The following is a 14,488-nucleotide window of genomic DNA, read 5'->3' as shown; positions in this document are numbered from 1 at the left end:
CCTGACCCCGATCAGCCCTCTTCGGCCACGCGCTCAGCGTAGTCTTCGGCGCTCAACAAGGCATCCAGCTCACCGGCATCGGCCAGTTTGAGCTTGCAGATCCAGCCGTCAGCGAAGGGAGATTCGTTGATCAGCTCGGGGCTATCCTGCAGCTGCTCATTCACCTCGACCACCTCACCACCGACAGAAGCGTAGATGTCGGAAGCGGCCTTGACCGACTCAACCACGGAGAACTCCTCTCCGGCCGACACTTCACGGCCCACTTCCGGCAGTTCCACGAATACCACGTCACCCAACTGCTCCTGTGCGAAGTCGGTGATTCCAAGTGTAACGGTGCCATCACCGTTGTCGCGGATCCATTCGTGGGAAGCGGCGTATTTCAGCTCGGTCGGTAGGTTGCTCATACGTTCTAATCCATCTCTCATTTAGTCATTGTCTAATGGTGCTGCTCGCATCAGCAGGCAACCACGTTTACGGCGAGACCACCTGTGGAGGTCTCTTTATACTTGTCCTGCATATCGGCGCCGGTCTGGCGCATCGTTTCGATCACCGAATCGAGCGAAACGAAATGCTTGCCATCTCCCCTGAGCGCAAGCCGGGCGGCATTGATCGCTTTGACCGCCCCCATGGTGTTGCGCTCGATGCAGGGTACCTGCACCAGGCCTGCGATCGGATCGCAGGTCAGGCCCAGGTTATGTTCCATGCCGATCTCGGCCGCATTCTCAATCTGTCGCACCGTGCCCCCGAGCACCGCGCAGAGTGCACCGGCCGCCATCGAACAGGCCACACCGATCTCGCCCTGACAGCCGACTTCGGCCGCCGAGATCGAGGCGTTACGCTTGTACAGCATGCCGATTGCGGCCGCCGTGGCGAGGAAATTGACAATCCCTTCGTCGCTGGAGCCCGGCACAAAGCGGTCATAATACGCCAGTACCGCCGGGATTACCCCTGCTGCACCGTTGGTCGGTGCCGTTACCACCCGTCCGCCGGCCGCGTTCTCCTCATTCACCGCCAGCGCATAGAGATCGATCCAGTCGATTACGGCCAGGTGATCGCTTATCGCGGACTCCGGCTTCCGCATCAGTTCTTGATACAGTTCGTGCGCCCGCCGCCGTACGTGCAGCCCCCCCGGCAGTTCGCCCGACTGATGGCAGCCACGACGAATCGACTCATTCATCACCTGCCAGATCTGCAGCAAACGAGGCCGCACCTCGTCCGCGGGCGTACGTGACTCTTCGTTGGCGAGCATCAGCTCGGCGATGGTCAACCCCTCACGCTCGGCAATCGACATCAGCTCATCGGCATTATTAAACGGCCAGGGTTCAGCCACGCCCAGTTCAGCCGGTGGGTTCTCCACCTCATCTGCGGTAACGACAAAGCCGCCACCGACCGAATAGCACACCAGTTCCGAGAGCTGTATTCCCGCTTCGTCCAGCGCCTCGAAACGCATCGCATTGGGGTGAGCCGGCAGCGACACACCGAAATTAAAGCGTAGGTCCTGTTCGGGATCGAACGTGATTTCGGAGCCATCCCTCAGCTGTATAGAACGGCGGTCACGGATAGCATCGATGATCCCGGCCACCGCATCAGGGTCGACGCTATCGGGATACTCACCGCTCAAGCCGAGCATGATGGCAGTGTCGGTCGCATGGCCCTTACCGGTCATGGCCAGTGAGCCGTACAGCTGCACATGCAAGCGCCGGGTTCGAGCCAAAAGACCCGCCTCGTCCAGCTGCTGCATGAATCGCCGTGCAGCCACCATGGGCCCAACCGTATGGGAGCTGGAGGGGCCTATTCCGATCTTGAACAGATCAAAGATACTGAGCGCCATCGTGATCCTCCGCTTAAACTAGGGGGCCGAAACAGAAAACGAACCCAGGCTAGACTGAACCAGCCATCGCAACCTTCAGTTTAATCCAGTTGCGCCGAATGGGGCGGCAGACTAACAGCAGTGGGCGCGTGCGGCAAGAAAAATTTCTTATTGGAAACTTGAGAAACCTTCCCCACATCCAAAACCGACTATCGCGCGGCGATATCATCTGAAAAAATCGGCAAAATAGAGTAAATATTCGGGCAGAACTTAGGTTAAACCTCAGACATTAGAGACAGCATTCGCCAAAAGCAGAATTGTTTCCAATTGGAAATTTTGGCACAATCGAGGCTTTCACGGCGCACTCCGCTGTTTGCCGGCATAGACCTGATTAGACGAGGCACAGGATGGAAGAGACACTGCTGCGTACCCCCCTATACGACCTGCACATCGAGCTTGGCGCACGCATGGTTCCCTTTGCGGGCTATGAGATGCCGGTACAGTACCCGGCGGGCGTGCGCAAAGAGCACCTGCATACACGTGAAGCGGCAGGCCTGTTCGATGTCAGCCATATGGGTCAGCTGTTCCTGAGCGGTCCCCAGGCCGGTGCCGACATCGAGCGCCTGGTGCCGGTGGATATCATCGATCTGCCGGTGGGCAAGCAGCGGTATGCGATGTTCACCAATGCCGACGCCGGCATTCTGGACGATCTGATGGTGACACGCACCGAGACCGGCTACTACCTGGTGGTCAACGCCGCCTGCAAACGCGAGGATATCGCCCACCTGCAAGCCAACCTCAGCCCGGATACCCGCATGGAGATCCTCGACGACCGCGCACTGATCGCTCTGCAGGGTCCGAAAGCCGCCGAAGTCCTCGCCCGCCTGCAGCCTGCGGCTGCCGAGATGCTGTTTATGGATAGCCGTGCGCTGCCGATCGAGGGTATCGATTGCTACGTCAGCCGCTCCGGCTACACCGGCGAGGATGGTTACGAGATCTCCGTGCCGGCCAGCGCCGCCGATGCCCTGACCCGCACACTTCTGGCCCAGCCGGAAGTGGAACCGATTGGACTGGGCGCACGCGACTCACTGCGTCTGGAGGCGGGCCTGTGCCTTTACGGACACGACATCGATACCAGCACCACCCCAGCCGAAGCCAGCCTGATCTGGGCCGTTTCTCCGGCGCGCCGTAGCGGCGGAATACGTGCCGGTGGCTTCCCCGGCGCCGATATCCTGCTCGAGCAGATCGATAACAAATCGGTCACTCGCAAGCGCGTCGGCCTTGTCGGTGAGGGGCGTGCCCCGGTACGCGAGGGAACCGAACTGTTCGATGGCGAAGGAAAGCGGGTCGGCAAGGTAACCAGCGGCACCTTCGGCCCGAGCGCCGAACAGTCGGTCGCCATGGCCTATGTCAGCAGCGAGGTCAGCGCCCTGGATACGCAGATTTTTGCCGAGGTACGGGGCAAGCGCCTGCCGATGAAGGTAAGCCGCATGCCGTTCGTGGCGCAGCGTTACTATCGCGGCTAATCCTCAGCGCCTACCGGCGCTGGAGCGCCCGGCACTGAATGCTGAGTTGCGACGGGGTTTATTCCCGACCCTGCCCCGTCGCAACTGCCGCCAGCTTGTTATTGATACCGTCGATGGTACGGGCAAGCTCTCGCGACAGGTTCAGCATCAATATGCCAAAATCGGAGGGAAAGTCGATGTGGAGCTGGAAAAACAGGTTGGAGTCCACCTTCAACACGATACTGGGCTCAAGCGCGTAGACCGACCCCTTGCGGTTGAACAGGCCGATCATCGACACATAGCCGACCTCCTCCCCAAACCGCACCTCGCGGATCAATAAGCGCTTGTCCCCAATCTCGCGGTGATAACCGACCCTGCCGCTGAGTACAACAACGAAAAAGCTTCCAGGTTCGCCAGAACGAAAAATCGCCTCACCCGTGTCAACGCGTTGCGTCTGCCCGTTAGTCAGCAGAAAACGCAAAGCGTCATCGCTCAGGGCGCCGAAGGTGGAAGCGCCTTTGAAGTAATCCAGGCCCGAATCGGCGATAAGCCGTTGAGCATCCAGATTTTTCATATATCACCCATATTGGCTGATCGGGCTCTTCAGCCCGCCAACTCTGTATTAAACTCACTACAGTCTAACTAAAGCTTGGACCCGCAATCCGAGTTGCACAACTAGTCCTTGGTACAATCAATCGGTGTTGCGCCTCACTCTTGTTGGTCGCAGTTCTCGCGCCTGCGCGCCGCAATCCGGTGCAGCATCGCCATCTGTTTTTCACAACGCCGGCAATACCGGCAGATCGCCAGATGCAATCTCAAAGAGCTCTTTTCGGCCAGAGTCAATTCGCGATCGATGCGCAGCGACATCAACTCGGTCGCTCTCTTGCAGGCCATCGTCATACTTCGCCCTCCCCTTTACTGAACCACCCAGCCTCGAGACAGCTCCGCAATTTGAGCCGTGCCCGGTGCAGAATCACCCAGCAGTTTTTCTCGGTGATATCCAGGCTCTGACATATTTCAGCCGTTTCCAGCCCCATCAGCTCTCGCATCGTAAACACCTGGGCGGCACTTTTGGGTAGATGAAACACGCACAGGTCGAACACCTCCCAGAAGTTGTCACGCTCACAGGAAGCTTCGGGCTGTACCCAGTTTTGCGGTCGTGCACCGAGAGTCCAGTGCGCCCTCTCATCGAACAGCTCGTCGACATCGGGCAGCTCATCCGGATCGACCTCGGCGGTAATCTCACGGCCTTTCAGCCTGATGGCATCGACCAGCTTATGGCGCAGGATGCCAAACACCCAGGTTTCGAACTTTGCCTGCCCACGAAACCGGTGTAGCGATTCAAGCGCTCCAACCAGGGCTTCCTGCACCATATCCTCGGCGCTGGCCTGATCGGAAAGCTGCAACCGGGCGAACGCCAAGAGCCGAGGTCTGACTGCAGCCAGGCGCTGCTGCAGTGCCTGCTGCTCCTCCCTGGAGTGCCCCCCCTCTGTTTCGCTAGTCAAAGCCGCCTCCACTCTCCTGAAAGTTATGTCGTAATCGATGCAGCAACCTTACACCCTGGGGAAAAAAATCGCTCGACTTTAGACAGCCGGAGCATCGGTTCAAGCAGGGGGACAGCTGCGCCCGGATCCGCTAACATCTGCACGACTAACTACCAACATGGAGATACACATGACCGCCCTCGTAAAAGGATTTGGGAAATCTGTCCTGCTAGCCTCATCCCTGTCGGCGCTGGTGCTGATCACCGGATGCAGCCCGAAGGTGGGCAGCCCGGAATGGTGTACCGATATGAAGGAAAAACCCAAGGGTGACTGGACTGCCAATGAGCTGAAAGAGTTCACCAAGAACTGCATACTGCAGTAATGATCTGAGGCAACCTGAATCCGCCTCCTCCAGTGTTAATGTTTCGATAAACGTGAACGAACAAGGAAACGAAAGCGATGGCCGGTGAAAAATTCAGACTCGTAACCCGCAGTGACTTCGACGGCCTGGTCTGCGCCGTACTGCTCAAGCACCTTGACCTGATCGACGACATTAAATTTGTCCACCCCAAGGATATGCAGGATGGCAAGGTGGATATCTCCGCGCAGGACATCACCACCAACCTGCCCTATGTCAAAGACGTGAATCTGGCGTTTGACCACCACCTTTCGGAGACCATCCGCAACGAAAAGGCCGCCAACCATATCATCGACCCCGACGCCCCCTCCGCTGCCCGGGTGGTCTGGCGCCATTACGGCGGACACGACACCTTCCCGGCGAGCTGGGACGAGATGATGGAGGCTGTGGACAAGGGCGATTCCGCCCAGTTCACCCAGGAAGAGGTACTCAATGCCCAGGGCTGGGTACTGCTCAACTTCCTGATGGATGCCCGCACCGGTCTCGGTCGCTTCCGCGATTTCCGCATCTCCAACTACGCGCTGATGATGGACCTGATCGATTACTGCAAAAACCACTCGATCGAGGAGATTCTGCAGCTGCCGGATGTCCGTGAGCGTGTCGAGCTGTATGTGGAACAGGAGGCGAAGTTCAAGGAGCAGGTGAGCCGCTGCGCCAGCGTCCATGGCAATCTGGTGGTACTGGATCTGCGCGATGAGGAGACGATCTGGGCGGGCAACCGCTTCATGATCTACGCCCTGTTCCCGCAGTGCAATATCTCGATCCACGTGATGTGGGGCCTGAAGCAGCAGAACACCGTATTTGCCACCGGCAAATCGATCTTCGACCGCAGTTCAAACACCAACGTCGGCGAACTGATGCTGAAGTATGGCGGCGGTGGTCACCAGGCGGCGGGGACCTGCCAGGTAGAAAACGACAGAGCCGAAGCGGTACTCAATGAACTGATCGCACAAATCAATGCCGACGGCTGACGATTAAAACAGGGATGAAGATATGACGGACATTACAACCACGCGCGCAAACAACGACACCAGCAACGCCAAGCTGATATACATCTTGTATCTGGCCAGTCTGGTGGTCGGGATTACCGGCATCATCGGCCTGGTGATGGCCTATATCAACAAGAGCGACAATGACAGCCTGGTCAACTCGCACTACCGCTTTCAGATCCGCACCTTCTGGATCGGTCTGCTGTTGGCGGTAATCGGCATGTTGACCATGATGATCATGATCGGCTGGTTCGTCCTGCTGTTCCTGACCATCTGGATGATCATCCGATGCGTCAAGGGTCTGAAGTACCTCAACGAAGGCAAGGCCCACCCGGACCCGACCAGCTGGATGTTCGGTTAACGCCGTCTAAGCGCTGACGGAGGCGATCTCCGCCTCTGTCAGCGTCCGATATTCACCCGGCGACAACAACGGATCCAGCGCGATACCTCCCATGCTCTCCCTGTGCAAAGCCGTCACCCGATTACCGACCTGAGCGAACATCCTTTTCACCTGGTGGTAGCGCCCCTCGTAGATGGTCAGGCGCGCCTCGCGCTCGCCAAGCAGCTGCAGCTGGGCCGGTGACGTGGTCAGACCCTCGTATGCAAGATAGATCCCCTCCGCAAAACGCTGCGCCGTTTCCGGGGTAATCGGCTCGAGGGTCACCACCCGGTAAACCTTGGGAACCTTCTGTTTCGGCTCGGTCAGTCGCCGCGACCAGAGGCCGTCGTTGGTCAGGATCAACAACCCCGAAGTACTGCGATCCAGGCGCCCACCGATATGGAGCTCCGGATGCAGTTCCCTCGGCAACAGCTCCAGTACGGTTGGATGCTGTGGATCCTCGGTGGCGCTGAGATAACCCCGCGGCTTATTGAGCATCAGGTAATGCGCCGGGCGCCCCTGCAACTGCTCGTCGTCCAACCAGACGCTGACAAACCTGTCCACCCAGGCTCTGGAATCTCTGACCACCCGGCCCGCCACGCGCACGCGGCCATTGGCGATCAGCCAGCGTGAGCGCTGATGACTGTATGGGGTATGTTTGCAGATAAATTTATCGAGTCGCATGGTGCGCAGATTATCGCAGAAGCCGCCCCGCCCTGTCGCTCCCGGCCGCTTGCCAATAACCCTGGATACCCGGATACTGCCGATTTTCCGGCAACGCCGAGCCCGTTCAATACACAGGAAAAAGCATGACCCAGATCGCCCAAGACACAGTGGTCCAGTTTCACTACACACTGACCGACGCCGACGATACCCAGATCGAGACCAGTCTCAACGCCGATCCGCTGGCCTACCTGCACGGCCACGACAACATGATCGCCGCAATCGAGGAAGCGCTCGAGGGCAAGAGCGCCGGCGACACCCTGCACCTGACTCTGACACCTGAGCAGGCCTATGGTGAGCGCAAGGAGGGGAGCGAGCAGCGTATCCCGCTCAAGCACCTGCAGGGCCTGCCCAAGGGACAGAAGAGCTGGAAAGCGGGGATGACCGCAGTGGTACAGACCAACCAGGGCATGCGCCAGGTTACCGTGGTCAAGCCGGGGCTGAAGATGGTACTGGTCGATACCAACCACCCGCTGGCCGGCAAGACACTGACTTATGACATTCAGGTTGTCGATGTGCGTCCGGCTACTGATGACGAAATTGCTCACGGCCACGCCCACGGCGTCGGCGGACATCATCATTAAGCGCTATGCTGACCTTTCTCACACACCTTTTTCGGAGGCCCCCAATGGCTCGCGCAACAGCCCGTCACATCCTCGTCAGCACCGAACAACAGTGCCAGGACCTTAAGCAGCAGATTCTCGACGGCGCCGACTTCGCCGCGCTCGCACGCGAGCACTCCCAGTGTCCGTCCGGACGCCAGGGCGGCGACCTGGGCAGTTTCGGCCGCGGCCAGATGGTGCCGGAGTTCGACAAGGTGGTGTTCAGCGCGCCGCTGAACGAGGTGCAGGGGCCGGTGAAGACCCAGTTCGGCTACCACCTGCTGGAAGTGACCAGCCGCGAGGACTGAGTCCCGCCCATCTGCATCCAAGCAGGTGAAGGAATAAAAACCTCTGACCGAGGTTCAAAAAGAGGGCCAACCGGAAAACCGGTTGGCCCTCTTCTGTACTCAAACCCGGATCGGCCGATGCTCCGCCATCGGTCTGAATTCGATCAGGCTGCCGCGCTGGCCACGCTGCCGGAGCGGTTCAGTGCGGAGATGATCGCGTTCAGGGATGCGCTGACCGTATCGTTGTCGAAGGCGATACCGGACACCCGCTGCCCACCCACATTGAGGTGCACGTAGGCCACAGCCTGGGCATCGGAGCCTTCGCCAATGGCGTGCTCGGAGTAATCCACCACATTCAACACCTCACCGGTCGCGTTGCACCAGCCCTGGGTAAAGGCGGATATCGCCCCCTCGCCCTCGCCGTGAATAGTGCGCGGCTGGCCACCGATAATCAGATCCGCCTCAACCTGCTCGTTGTCGGCGCGAGTGATACGGTAGCCGCGAAGTTCGACCGGATCGGTGGTTTTGGCAAAGTTGTCCATCAACAGGCGATGGATCTCACTGCTGTTGATCTCGGCGCCCCGCTCTTCACTGGCGCGCTGCACGATCGGCGCCAGCTCGGTCTGCAACCAGCGCGGCAGATGCAGGCCGAAATCACGCTCGAGCACGAACGACATGCCGCCCTTGCCGGACTGGCTGTTGACGCGGATCACCGCCTGGTAATCGCGGCCGATATCCTTCGGATCGATCGGCAGATAGGCAACCTGCCAATGTTCATCCTGCTGCTGACGGTGCAGACACTTCTGGATCGCATCCTGGTGACTGCCGGAGAACGCAGTGTAGACCAGCTCACCCACCCAGGGGTGCCGCGGGTGCACAGGTAACCGGGTGCACTCGGTGTAGACCTCGACAATCTCATCCGGGTTGGACAGATCCAACTGCGGATCGATGCCCTGGCTGTACAGGTTCATCGCCATGGTGACGATATCCATGTTGCCGGTACGCTCGCCGTTGCCCAGCAGTGTGCCCTCGACACGATCGGCTCCGGCCAGTACCGCCAGCTCAGCCGCCGCCACGGCACAGCCGCGATCGTTGTGGGTATGTACCGAGATGATCAGACTGTCGCGCCTGTTCACGTGGGTGACGAAGTACTCCACCTGGTCGGCGAAGATATTCGGTGTCGTCATCTCCACCGTGGAGGGCAGGTTGATGATGCACTTGCGCTCCGGCGTCGGCTGCCAGACGTCGATTACCGCATTGCTGATCTCCACCGCGTACTCCATCTCGGTACCGGTGAAACTCTCCGGCGAGTACTGGAAGGTCCACTCCACTTCTGGATAACTGGCAGCGCCCTCCATGACCCAGCGCGCGCCCTGTACAGCAATCTCGGTGATACCGTCGCGGTCCTTGTTGAATACCCGCTCGCGCTGAACGGTCGAAGTGGAGTTATACACATGCACCACGGCACGCTTGACGCCCTTGAGCGCCTCGTAGGTGCGGTCGATCAGCTCTTTGCGCGCCTGTACCAGCACCTGCACGGTGACATCATCGGGTATCTGATCCTCCTCGATCAGCCAGCGCACGAAATCATAGTCGGGCTGGCTGGCGGAGGGGAAACCGACCTCTATCTCCTTGAAGCCGAGCTTGACCAGCAGCGCCCACAGACGCCGTTTCTGGGCCACATTCATCGGCTCCAGTAGCGCCTGGTTACCATCCCGGAGGTCGACACTGGCCCAGCGCGGTGCCTGGGTGAGTGTACGATCCGGCCATTGACGCTGCTGTACGGGTACGGCAGGTGCGGGCTGGTAACGCTGATGGTTGAAACTGTTCATGAGATATTCCATTAAAAAGGTTGAGTTCGAGTTTCACGGTTTCGGCTCTTGTGAAGCCTGCTCGTCTGAACACCCGGATAGAGCGTTAAGGGAGAAAACAGCGCCACCACCGGATGTGGGGATGGCGCCAAGGTCGTCTGGGTAAGTCGACTGGAGATAGTGTAGAGAAAAGGCCGAGGCAGATGATTGCAAAGTTGCGCCCATATAGATTATTTTTGGCACATAATTTCAACAAATAATTATTTATTGAATTTTTATTGCCAGCATAAACGCAATAGGGGCATAGCATGCAACTCGACCGTCAAGATCGCCATATTCTCGAGATCCTGCAGCAGGAGGGGCGCATCAGCAACCAGGAGCTGGCCGACCGCGTCGGCCTCTCCCCCTCCCCCTGTTTGCGCCGGGTACGCGCACTGGAGGAGTCTGGGCTGATCACCGGCTACCGCGCCATCGTCGATGCCAAGGCAACGGGGCGCACCCTGATGGCACTGCTGCATATCTCGATGGACCGGCACACCCCCGAGCGCTTCGAAAACTTCGACCGCACCGTCAGTGCCATCCCCGAGGTACTGGAGTGTCTGCTGATCACCGGCCAGGACGCGGACTATCAACTTAAGGTCGTGGTCCACGACATGGATGACTATCAGAACCTGCTGCTGAACAAGATCACTCGCATCGAAGGGGTCACAGGCGCCCACTCCAGCTTTGTATTGCGCCAGATAGTCAACAAGACCGCGATTCCTATACCCTAGGCGTCCTGCTTCATACTGAACCCGGAACGACGTGACCGAGCAAAATCGAACGACAGGCTTTACCCTGCGCCCCTATCAACAGGAGGCCGTGGACGCCACGCTGAAGCATTTCCGCCACAGCAACGACCCGGCGGTGATCGTGCTGCCCACCGGGGCGGGCAAGAGCCTGGTGATCGCGGAACTGGCGCGCCTGGCCCGGCGCCGCATCCTGGTGCTGGCCCACGTGCGCGAACTGGTGGAGCAGAACCACGCCAAATATGCGGCCCTGGGCCTGGACGGCGGCATCTTCTCGGCCGGACTCGGTCGCAAGGAGCATCTACACCAGGTCACCTTTGCCAGCGTGCAGTCGCTGGCGCGCAACCTGGACCGTTTCGATGACCGGTTCTCGCTGCTGATCATCGACGAGTGCCACCGCGTCAGCGACGACGACAACTCCCAGTATCAGCAGATCATCCAGGCGCTGAAGGCGAACAACCCTGGGCTGAAGGTGCTGGGCCTGACCGCCACCCCCTATCGCTTGGGCTACGGCTGGATCTACCGCTACCACTACCGCGGCTTCGTGCGTGCCAGCGAACCCCGGCTATTCAAGCACTGCATCTACGAACTGCCGCTACCCTACATGATCCGCCAGGGTTATCTGACCGAGCCCAAGTTGATCGATGCAGCCATCGCCCACTACGATTTTTCGGCCCTGCAGCCCAATGCCAACGGCCACTTCAACGAGACCGAGCTGAACAGCCTGATTGCCCGTCATCCGCGGGTGACGCGGGCGATCTGTGAGCAGATCGTCGAACTCGCTCAGCAGCGCCAGGGGGTGATGATTTTCGCCGCCACCGTGCGCCACGCCGAAGAGATACTCGGCTACCTGCCCGAGCAGGAATCCGCGCTGATCGTCGGCGATACCGACAGCGAACAGCGCGACGAAACGATCAAGGCGTTCAAGCAGCGCCAGATCCGCTACCTGGTCAACGTGGCGGTACTGACCACCGGCTTCGATGCCCCGCATGTGGATATGATCGCGATCCTGCGCCCCACCGCCTCGGTCAGCCTGTTCCAGCAGATCGTCGGCCGCGGACTGCGCCTGAGTCTTGGCAAGCAGGAGTGTCTGATCATCGACTATGCCGGCTCCGGATTCGACCTGTTCCACCCGGAGGTGGGTTCACCAAAACCGGATTCGGACTCCGAACCGGTACAGGTGTTCTGCCCCGGCTGCGGCTTCGCCAATATCTTCTGGGGCAAGACCGACGCCCAGGGGCAGGTGATCGAGCACTACGGCCGACGCTGCCAGGGGGTATTGGAGATGGAGGGGGAGAAACCGCAACAGTGCGACTACCGCTTCCGCTTCAAGGAGTGCCCGCACTGCGGCGCCGAGAACGATATCGCCGCCCGCGACTGCCATGCGTGCGGAGAAGCAGTGGTCGACCCGGACGACCTGCTCAAGCGCGCGCTGCAACTGAAGGATGCCCTGGTGATCAGCTGTGCCGGGGTCAGCTTCTCCGAACGGCAGGGGCGCCTGCGCATCACCTACCACGACGAGCAGGGGGAGGAGTTACACGAAAGTTTTGACCTCGGACATAAAGGGCAGCGCGCCGTGTTCAACCGCCTGTTCGGGCGCCGCTTCAACGCCGGCACCGAGCCCCGGCGCTTCAACTCGGTCGACGAAGTGCTTGCCCAGGCAAGCGGTTTCCAGGCACCGGACTTCGTCGTCGCCCGCCGCCACAACAAGCATCACTGGCGGGTGCGCGAGCGCCTGTTCGACTACGAAGGGCGCTATCGCAAGGCCAATCAGCTTTGACACGCGAGACCAGGGCGGCTGCCACAACACCGCCCGCCTGCAAAACGCGCTACAATAGCCCTTCACCCAGCAAACACGACGTTAGCGATGAAAAAAGGCTTCGCCTGTATCGGCCTGCAGAACCCGAAGAGTCCGGAAAATGTGGGCAATGTAATGCGCGCCGCGGGCTGCTACGGGGTCAATTCGGTGTTCTACACCGGCACCCGTTATGACCGCGCCAAGCAGTTTTATACCGACACCCAGAAGGTGCATCAGCGTATCCCGCTGATCGGTGTGCCCGAACTGAAACAGGTGGTGCCATTGGGCGCCCGTATCGTTGCGGTGGAGTTGATCGAGGGCGCCACACCGCTGATGCACTACCAGCATCCCGGTAACGCGTTCTACCTCTTCGGTCCCGAAGATGGTTCGCTCGGTCAGGAGATACTGGAGTGGGTTGATGACGTAATCTATATCCCGACCACGGGCTGCATGAACCTGTCAGCCACGGTCAATGTCGTGCTGTACGATCGCCTGGCCAAGTCGCCCGACCTGAGGCTTGGCGATGAGCTGATCCGGCGCAGCCGCGACCGCAACAACCGGGCGCGACTGCCCAAGGGCGAACCTATCTAACTGAAGAGCCAACCGAATACCGGTTCAGCCATCAACACTAAGCCTCTTCAGCCCCGCGCCCGGCGCAGCGCCTCTGACAGACTCTCCTCCGGACCAATCAGTATCGGCACGTAGCGCACCGCAAAGAGCCCGAACGCCAGCAACCAGATGGTGCCGGCCAGCATCATCAGCATCAGAGACAACTGCGGCAACAGCGCCGCCAACACCCGCACCAGCGCTGCCAGATGGATCGCCAGAAAGGCCAGCGAAACCAGAGTACCGGCGCGCAGCTCCCGGTTGGTGTGTCCCAATGCCGCGCGAGAGGCTACCGCCAGGATCATGCCCGCCATGGCGCCGACGCCCAGCGCATGGATCCCCGCCGTCACCGGAATCGCAGTGAACTGGCTCAGCCCCAGCAGCAAAAACCCTATGCCCACCCAGAGATAGCCCAGATGCAGTGCAAACAGCAATGGCTCGGCCAGACTCGCCAGCCCCCGCCAGCGCAGCAGGCGCAGAATCTGTGCACAACCGGCCAGCAGCAGAAGCACGCCGGACACAACCGATGACAACTGACTGACCCAGGCCAGGGTAGCCAGAATGGAACTACCGATGGCGAGCTTGTCGACCCAACCGAAGGGCGCCGGCATCTGCTCCGGCGATGTCTGCCGACGGATCAGCCAGTTGCGGGTAAAGGCCGGCGTAATACGCCCCCCGATCAAAGAGATCATCAACGCAATCAGCAGCACCATCGACTCCAACAGGTGGATACGATCAACCCAACCCAGTTGGAACATCAGGCTGAACAGACTCATGATGCCAAGTGCCAATACCACCACCAGGTTGCGCCTGTTGCCGCTAATCAGGATCTCACGGCCGATCAGTACGCTCAGCAATATCCAGTAACCGGTATTGGCCAGCACCAGCGGAACGAGACTGTCGACCCCACTCCAGGTGACCAGGCGACCGGCGATCCAGAGCGCCGTCAGCAGCACCAGCGGAGCACCATGCACCGGCCTGCGTCCCGTCCACTTCGCTACCGCCGCCAGCAGGAAGCCGCCGACGGCGGCACCGACAAAGCCAAACAGCATCTCATGCCCATGCCAGGCAACCGCGCCCCAGCCGGTTGGCGCACTGAGACTGACACTGCCGCCGAGATACAGCAGCCAGATGAGCATGATGGACAACGCCTGAAGCGCACAGACCAGAAACAGCGGACGAAAGCCATTGCTGAAAAAGCGCTGCCAGGGTCCGGCAGGCTCTAACGGAGGTGTGATCAACATTTGTCAGCTCCCATCTTTAAGATGCATATATACTACATCTTTAA

At 59.7% G+C, this 14,488-nt stretch carries 17 protein-coding genes; 9 read left to right on the top strand and 8 right to left on the bottom strand.

Features of this window, described 5'->3' with window-relative positions; translation table 11 throughout:
• Positions 1 to 11: 11 nt before the first annotated feature.
• On the bottom strand, positions 12 to 404 hold the full coding sequence (gcvH, locus tag KQ940_RS18810) for a glycine cleavage system protein GcvH (RefSeq protein ID WP_217415443.1): 393 nt from the start codon (positions 402 to 404) through the stop codon (positions 12 to 14).
• Between the two features lie 50 nt (positions 405 to 454).
• A complete protein-coding gene (locus KQ940_RS18805) occupies positions 455 to 1,831 on the bottom strand; it encodes an L-serine ammonia-lyase (protein WP_217415442.1) in 1,377 nt (458 codons plus the stop codon).
• Positions 1,832 to 2,217: 386 nt separating this feature from the next.
• Here KQ940_RS18805 and gcvT point away from each other — a divergent pair, with 386 nt between their 5' ends.
• Positions 2,218 to 3,336 (top strand): glycine cleavage system aminomethyltransferase GcvT, encoded by a 1,119-nt coding sequence (gcvT, locus tag KQ940_RS18800; protein WP_217415440.1) that lies wholly within the window; start codon positions 2,218 to 2,220, stop codon positions 3,334 to 3,336.
• Positions 3,337 to 3,394: 58 nt separating this feature from the next.
• On the opposite strand, the gene KQ940_RS18795 is transcribed toward gcvT, so the two are convergent.
• The 3 genes from KQ940_RS18795 to KQ940_RS18785 all read right to left on the bottom strand — a co-directional run bounded on the left by KQ940_RS18795 (position 3,395) and on the right by KQ940_RS18785 (position 4,820).
• Entirely contained in the window at positions 3,395 to 3,889 is a 495-nt protein-coding gene (locus KQ940_RS18795; RefSeq protein WP_217415438.1) for a Crp/Fnr family transcriptional regulator, read from the bottom strand.
• A gap of 134 nt (positions 3,890 to 4,023) precedes the next feature.
• On the bottom strand, positions 4,024 to 4,215 hold the full coding sequence (locus tag KQ940_RS18790; RefSeq protein ID WP_246590189.1) for a zf-HC2 domain-containing protein: 192 nt from the start codon (positions 4,213 to 4,215) through the stop codon (positions 4,024 to 4,026).
• Positions 4,212 to 4,820 (bottom strand): sigma-70 family RNA polymerase sigma factor, encoded by a 609-nt coding sequence (locus tag KQ940_RS18785; protein ID WP_217415437.1) that lies wholly within the window; start codon positions 4,818 to 4,820, stop codon positions 4,212 to 4,214. The genes KQ940_RS18790 and KQ940_RS18785 overlap by 4 nt, the downstream gene beginning before the upstream one ends.
• A 169-nt stretch (positions 4,821 to 4,989) precedes the next feature.
• Here KQ940_RS18785 and KQ940_RS18780 point away from each other — a divergent pair, with 169 nt between their 5' ends.
• From KQ940_RS18780 to KQ940_RS18770, 3 genes are all read left to right on the top strand, one after another.
• The gene (locus KQ940_RS18780; RefSeq protein WP_217415436.1) at positions 4,990 to 5,181 is read left to right on the top strand and encodes a DUF3012 domain-containing protein; all 192 of its coding nucleotides are present in this window, start codon (positions 4,990 to 4,992) and stop codon (positions 5,179 to 5,181) included.
• A gap of 77 nt (positions 5,182 to 5,258) precedes the next feature.
• Positions 5,259 to 6,188 (top strand): DHH family phosphoesterase, encoded by a 930-nt coding sequence (locus KQ940_RS18775; RefSeq protein WP_217415434.1) that lies wholly within the window; start codon positions 5,259 to 5,261, stop codon positions 6,186 to 6,188.
• 22 nt (positions 6,189 to 6,210) lie between these two features.
• A complete protein-coding gene (locus KQ940_RS18770) occupies positions 6,211 to 6,567 on the top strand; it encodes a DUF4870 family protein (RefSeq protein WP_217415433.1) in 357 nt (118 codons plus the stop codon).
• Between the two features lie 6 nt (positions 6,568 to 6,573).
• On the opposite strand, the gene KQ940_RS18765 is transcribed toward KQ940_RS18770, so the two are convergent.
• Positions 6,574 to 7,269: a 16S rRNA pseudouridine(516) synthase gene (locus tag KQ940_RS18765; protein WP_217415431.1), complete on the bottom strand. Its 696-nt coding sequence runs from the start codon at positions 7,267 to 7,269 to the stop codon at positions 6,574 to 6,576.
• 125 nt (positions 7,270 to 7,394) lie between these two features.
• Here KQ940_RS18765 and KQ940_RS18760 point away from each other — a divergent pair, with 125 nt between their 5' ends.
• Both KQ940_RS18760 and KQ940_RS18755 read left to right on the top strand, forming a co-directional pair.
• Entirely contained in the window at positions 7,395 to 7,892 is a 498-nt protein-coding gene (locus tag KQ940_RS18760) for an FKBP-type peptidyl-prolyl cis-trans isomerase (protein WP_217415430.1), read from the top strand.
• Between the two features lie 5 nt (positions 7,893 to 7,897).
• On the top strand, positions 7,898 to 8,218 hold the full coding sequence (locus KQ940_RS18755) for a peptidylprolyl isomerase (RefSeq protein ID WP_485020579.1): 321 nt from the start codon (positions 7,898 to 7,900) through the stop codon (positions 8,216 to 8,218).
• A 143-nt stretch (positions 8,219 to 8,361) separates the two neighbouring features.
• On the opposite strand, the gene leuA is transcribed toward KQ940_RS18755, so the two are convergent.
• Positions 8,362 to 10,029 (bottom strand): 2-isopropylmalate synthase, encoded by a 1,668-nt coding sequence (gene leuA / locus KQ940_RS18750; RefSeq protein ID WP_217415426.1) that lies wholly within the window; start codon positions 10,027 to 10,029, stop codon positions 8,362 to 8,364.
• A 287-nt stretch (positions 10,030 to 10,316) separates the two neighbouring features.
• Between leuA and KQ940_RS18745 the strand changes: the two genes are divergently transcribed.
• The 3 genes from KQ940_RS18745 to KQ940_RS18735 all read left to right on the top strand — a co-directional run bounded on the left by KQ940_RS18745 (position 10,317) and on the right by KQ940_RS18735 (position 13,185).
• The gene (locus KQ940_RS18745) at positions 10,317 to 10,781 is read left to right on the top strand and encodes an Lrp/AsnC family transcriptional regulator (protein WP_188746030.1); all 465 of its coding nucleotides are present in this window, start codon (positions 10,317 to 10,319) and stop codon (positions 10,779 to 10,781) included.
• Positions 10,782 to 10,812: 31 nt separating this feature from the next.
• On the top strand, positions 10,813 to 12,576 hold the full coding sequence (radD, locus tag KQ940_RS18740; RefSeq protein WP_217415424.1) for a DNA repair helicase RadD: 1,764 nt from the start codon (positions 10,813 to 10,815) through the stop codon (positions 12,574 to 12,576).
• An 87-nt stretch (positions 12,577 to 12,663) separates the two neighbouring features.
• Positions 12,664 to 13,185, top strand: a complete 522-nt coding sequence (locus KQ940_RS18735; protein ID WP_217415423.1) for an RNA methyltransferase — start codon at positions 12,664 to 12,666, stop codon at positions 13,183 to 13,185.
• A gap of 47 nt (positions 13,186 to 13,232) precedes the next feature.
• On the opposite strand, the gene KQ940_RS18730 is transcribed toward KQ940_RS18735, so the two are convergent.
• Complete coding sequence (locus tag KQ940_RS18730) at positions 13,233 to 14,444, bottom strand: NnrS family protein (RefSeq protein WP_217415421.1); 1,212 nt, start codon at positions 14,442 to 14,444, stop codon at positions 13,233 to 13,235.
• Positions 14,445 to 14,488: the final 44 nt, after the last annotated feature.

The sequence above is a fragment of the Marinobacterium ramblicola genome, from assembly GCF_019084545.1.
GTDB classification, from domain to species: Bacteria; Pseudomonadota; Gammaproteobacteria; order Pseudomonadales; family Balneatricaceae; genus Marinobacterium_D; species Marinobacterium_D ramblicola.
Note: the sequence above shows the minus strand (reverse complement) of the source record. Positions and strands in the feature narration are given on the sequence as shown.

Excerpts from the sequence above, each read along its gene's own strand:
- gcvH (WP_217415443.1), bottom strand. The coding sequence starts at position 404 with ATGAGCAACCTACCGACCGAGCTGAAATACGCCGCTTCCCACGAATGG.
- KQ940_RS18805 (WP_217415442.1), bottom strand. The coding sequence starts at position 1,831 with ATGGCGCTCAGTATCTTTGATCTGTTCAAGATCGGAATAGGCCCCTCC.
- gcvT (WP_217415440.1), top strand. The coding sequence starts at position 2,218 with ATGGAAGAGACACTGCTGCGTACCCCCCTATACGACCTGCACATCGAG.
- KQ940_RS18795 (WP_217415438.1), bottom strand. The coding sequence starts at position 3,889 with ATGAAAAATCTGGATGCTCAACGGCTTATCGCCGATTCGGGCCTGGAT.
- KQ940_RS18790 (WP_246590189.1), bottom strand. The coding sequence starts at position 4,215 with ATGACGATGGCCTGCAAGAGAGCGACCGAGTTGATGTCGCTGCGCATC.
- KQ940_RS18780 (WP_217415436.1), top strand. The coding sequence starts at position 4,990 with ATGACCGCCCTCGTAAAAGGATTTGGGAAATCTGTCCTGCTAGCCTCA.
- KQ940_RS18775 (WP_217415434.1), top strand. The coding sequence starts at position 5,259 with ATGGCCGGTGAAAAATTCAGACTCGTAACCCGCAGTGACTTCGACGGC.
- KQ940_RS18770 (WP_217415433.1), top strand. The coding sequence starts at position 6,211 with ATGACGGACATTACAACCACGCGCGCAAACAACGACACCAGCAACGCC.
- KQ940_RS18765 (WP_217415431.1), bottom strand. The coding sequence starts at position 7,269 with ATGCGACTCGATAAATTTATCTGCAAACATACCCCATACAGTCATCAG.
- KQ940_RS18760 (WP_217415430.1), top strand. The coding sequence starts at position 7,395 with ATGACCCAGATCGCCCAAGACACAGTGGTCCAGTTTCACTACACACTG.
- KQ940_RS18755 (WP_485020579.1), top strand. The coding sequence starts at position 7,898 with ATGCTGACCTTTCTCACACACCTTTTTCGGAGGCCCCCAATGGCTCGC.
- leuA (WP_217415426.1), bottom strand. The coding sequence starts at position 10,029 with ATGAACAGTTTCAACCATCAGCGTTACCAGCCCGCACCTGCCGTACCC.
- KQ940_RS18745 (WP_188746030.1), top strand. The coding sequence starts at position 10,317 with ATGCAACTCGACCGTCAAGATCGCCATATTCTCGAGATCCTGCAGCAG.
- KQ940_RS18735 (WP_217415423.1), top strand. The coding sequence starts at position 12,664 with ATGAAAAAAGGCTTCGCCTGTATCGGCCTGCAGAACCCGAAGAGTCCG.
- KQ940_RS18730 (WP_217415421.1), bottom strand. The coding sequence starts at position 14,444 with ATGTTGATCACACCTCCGTTAGAGCCTGCCGGACCCTGGCAGCGCTTT.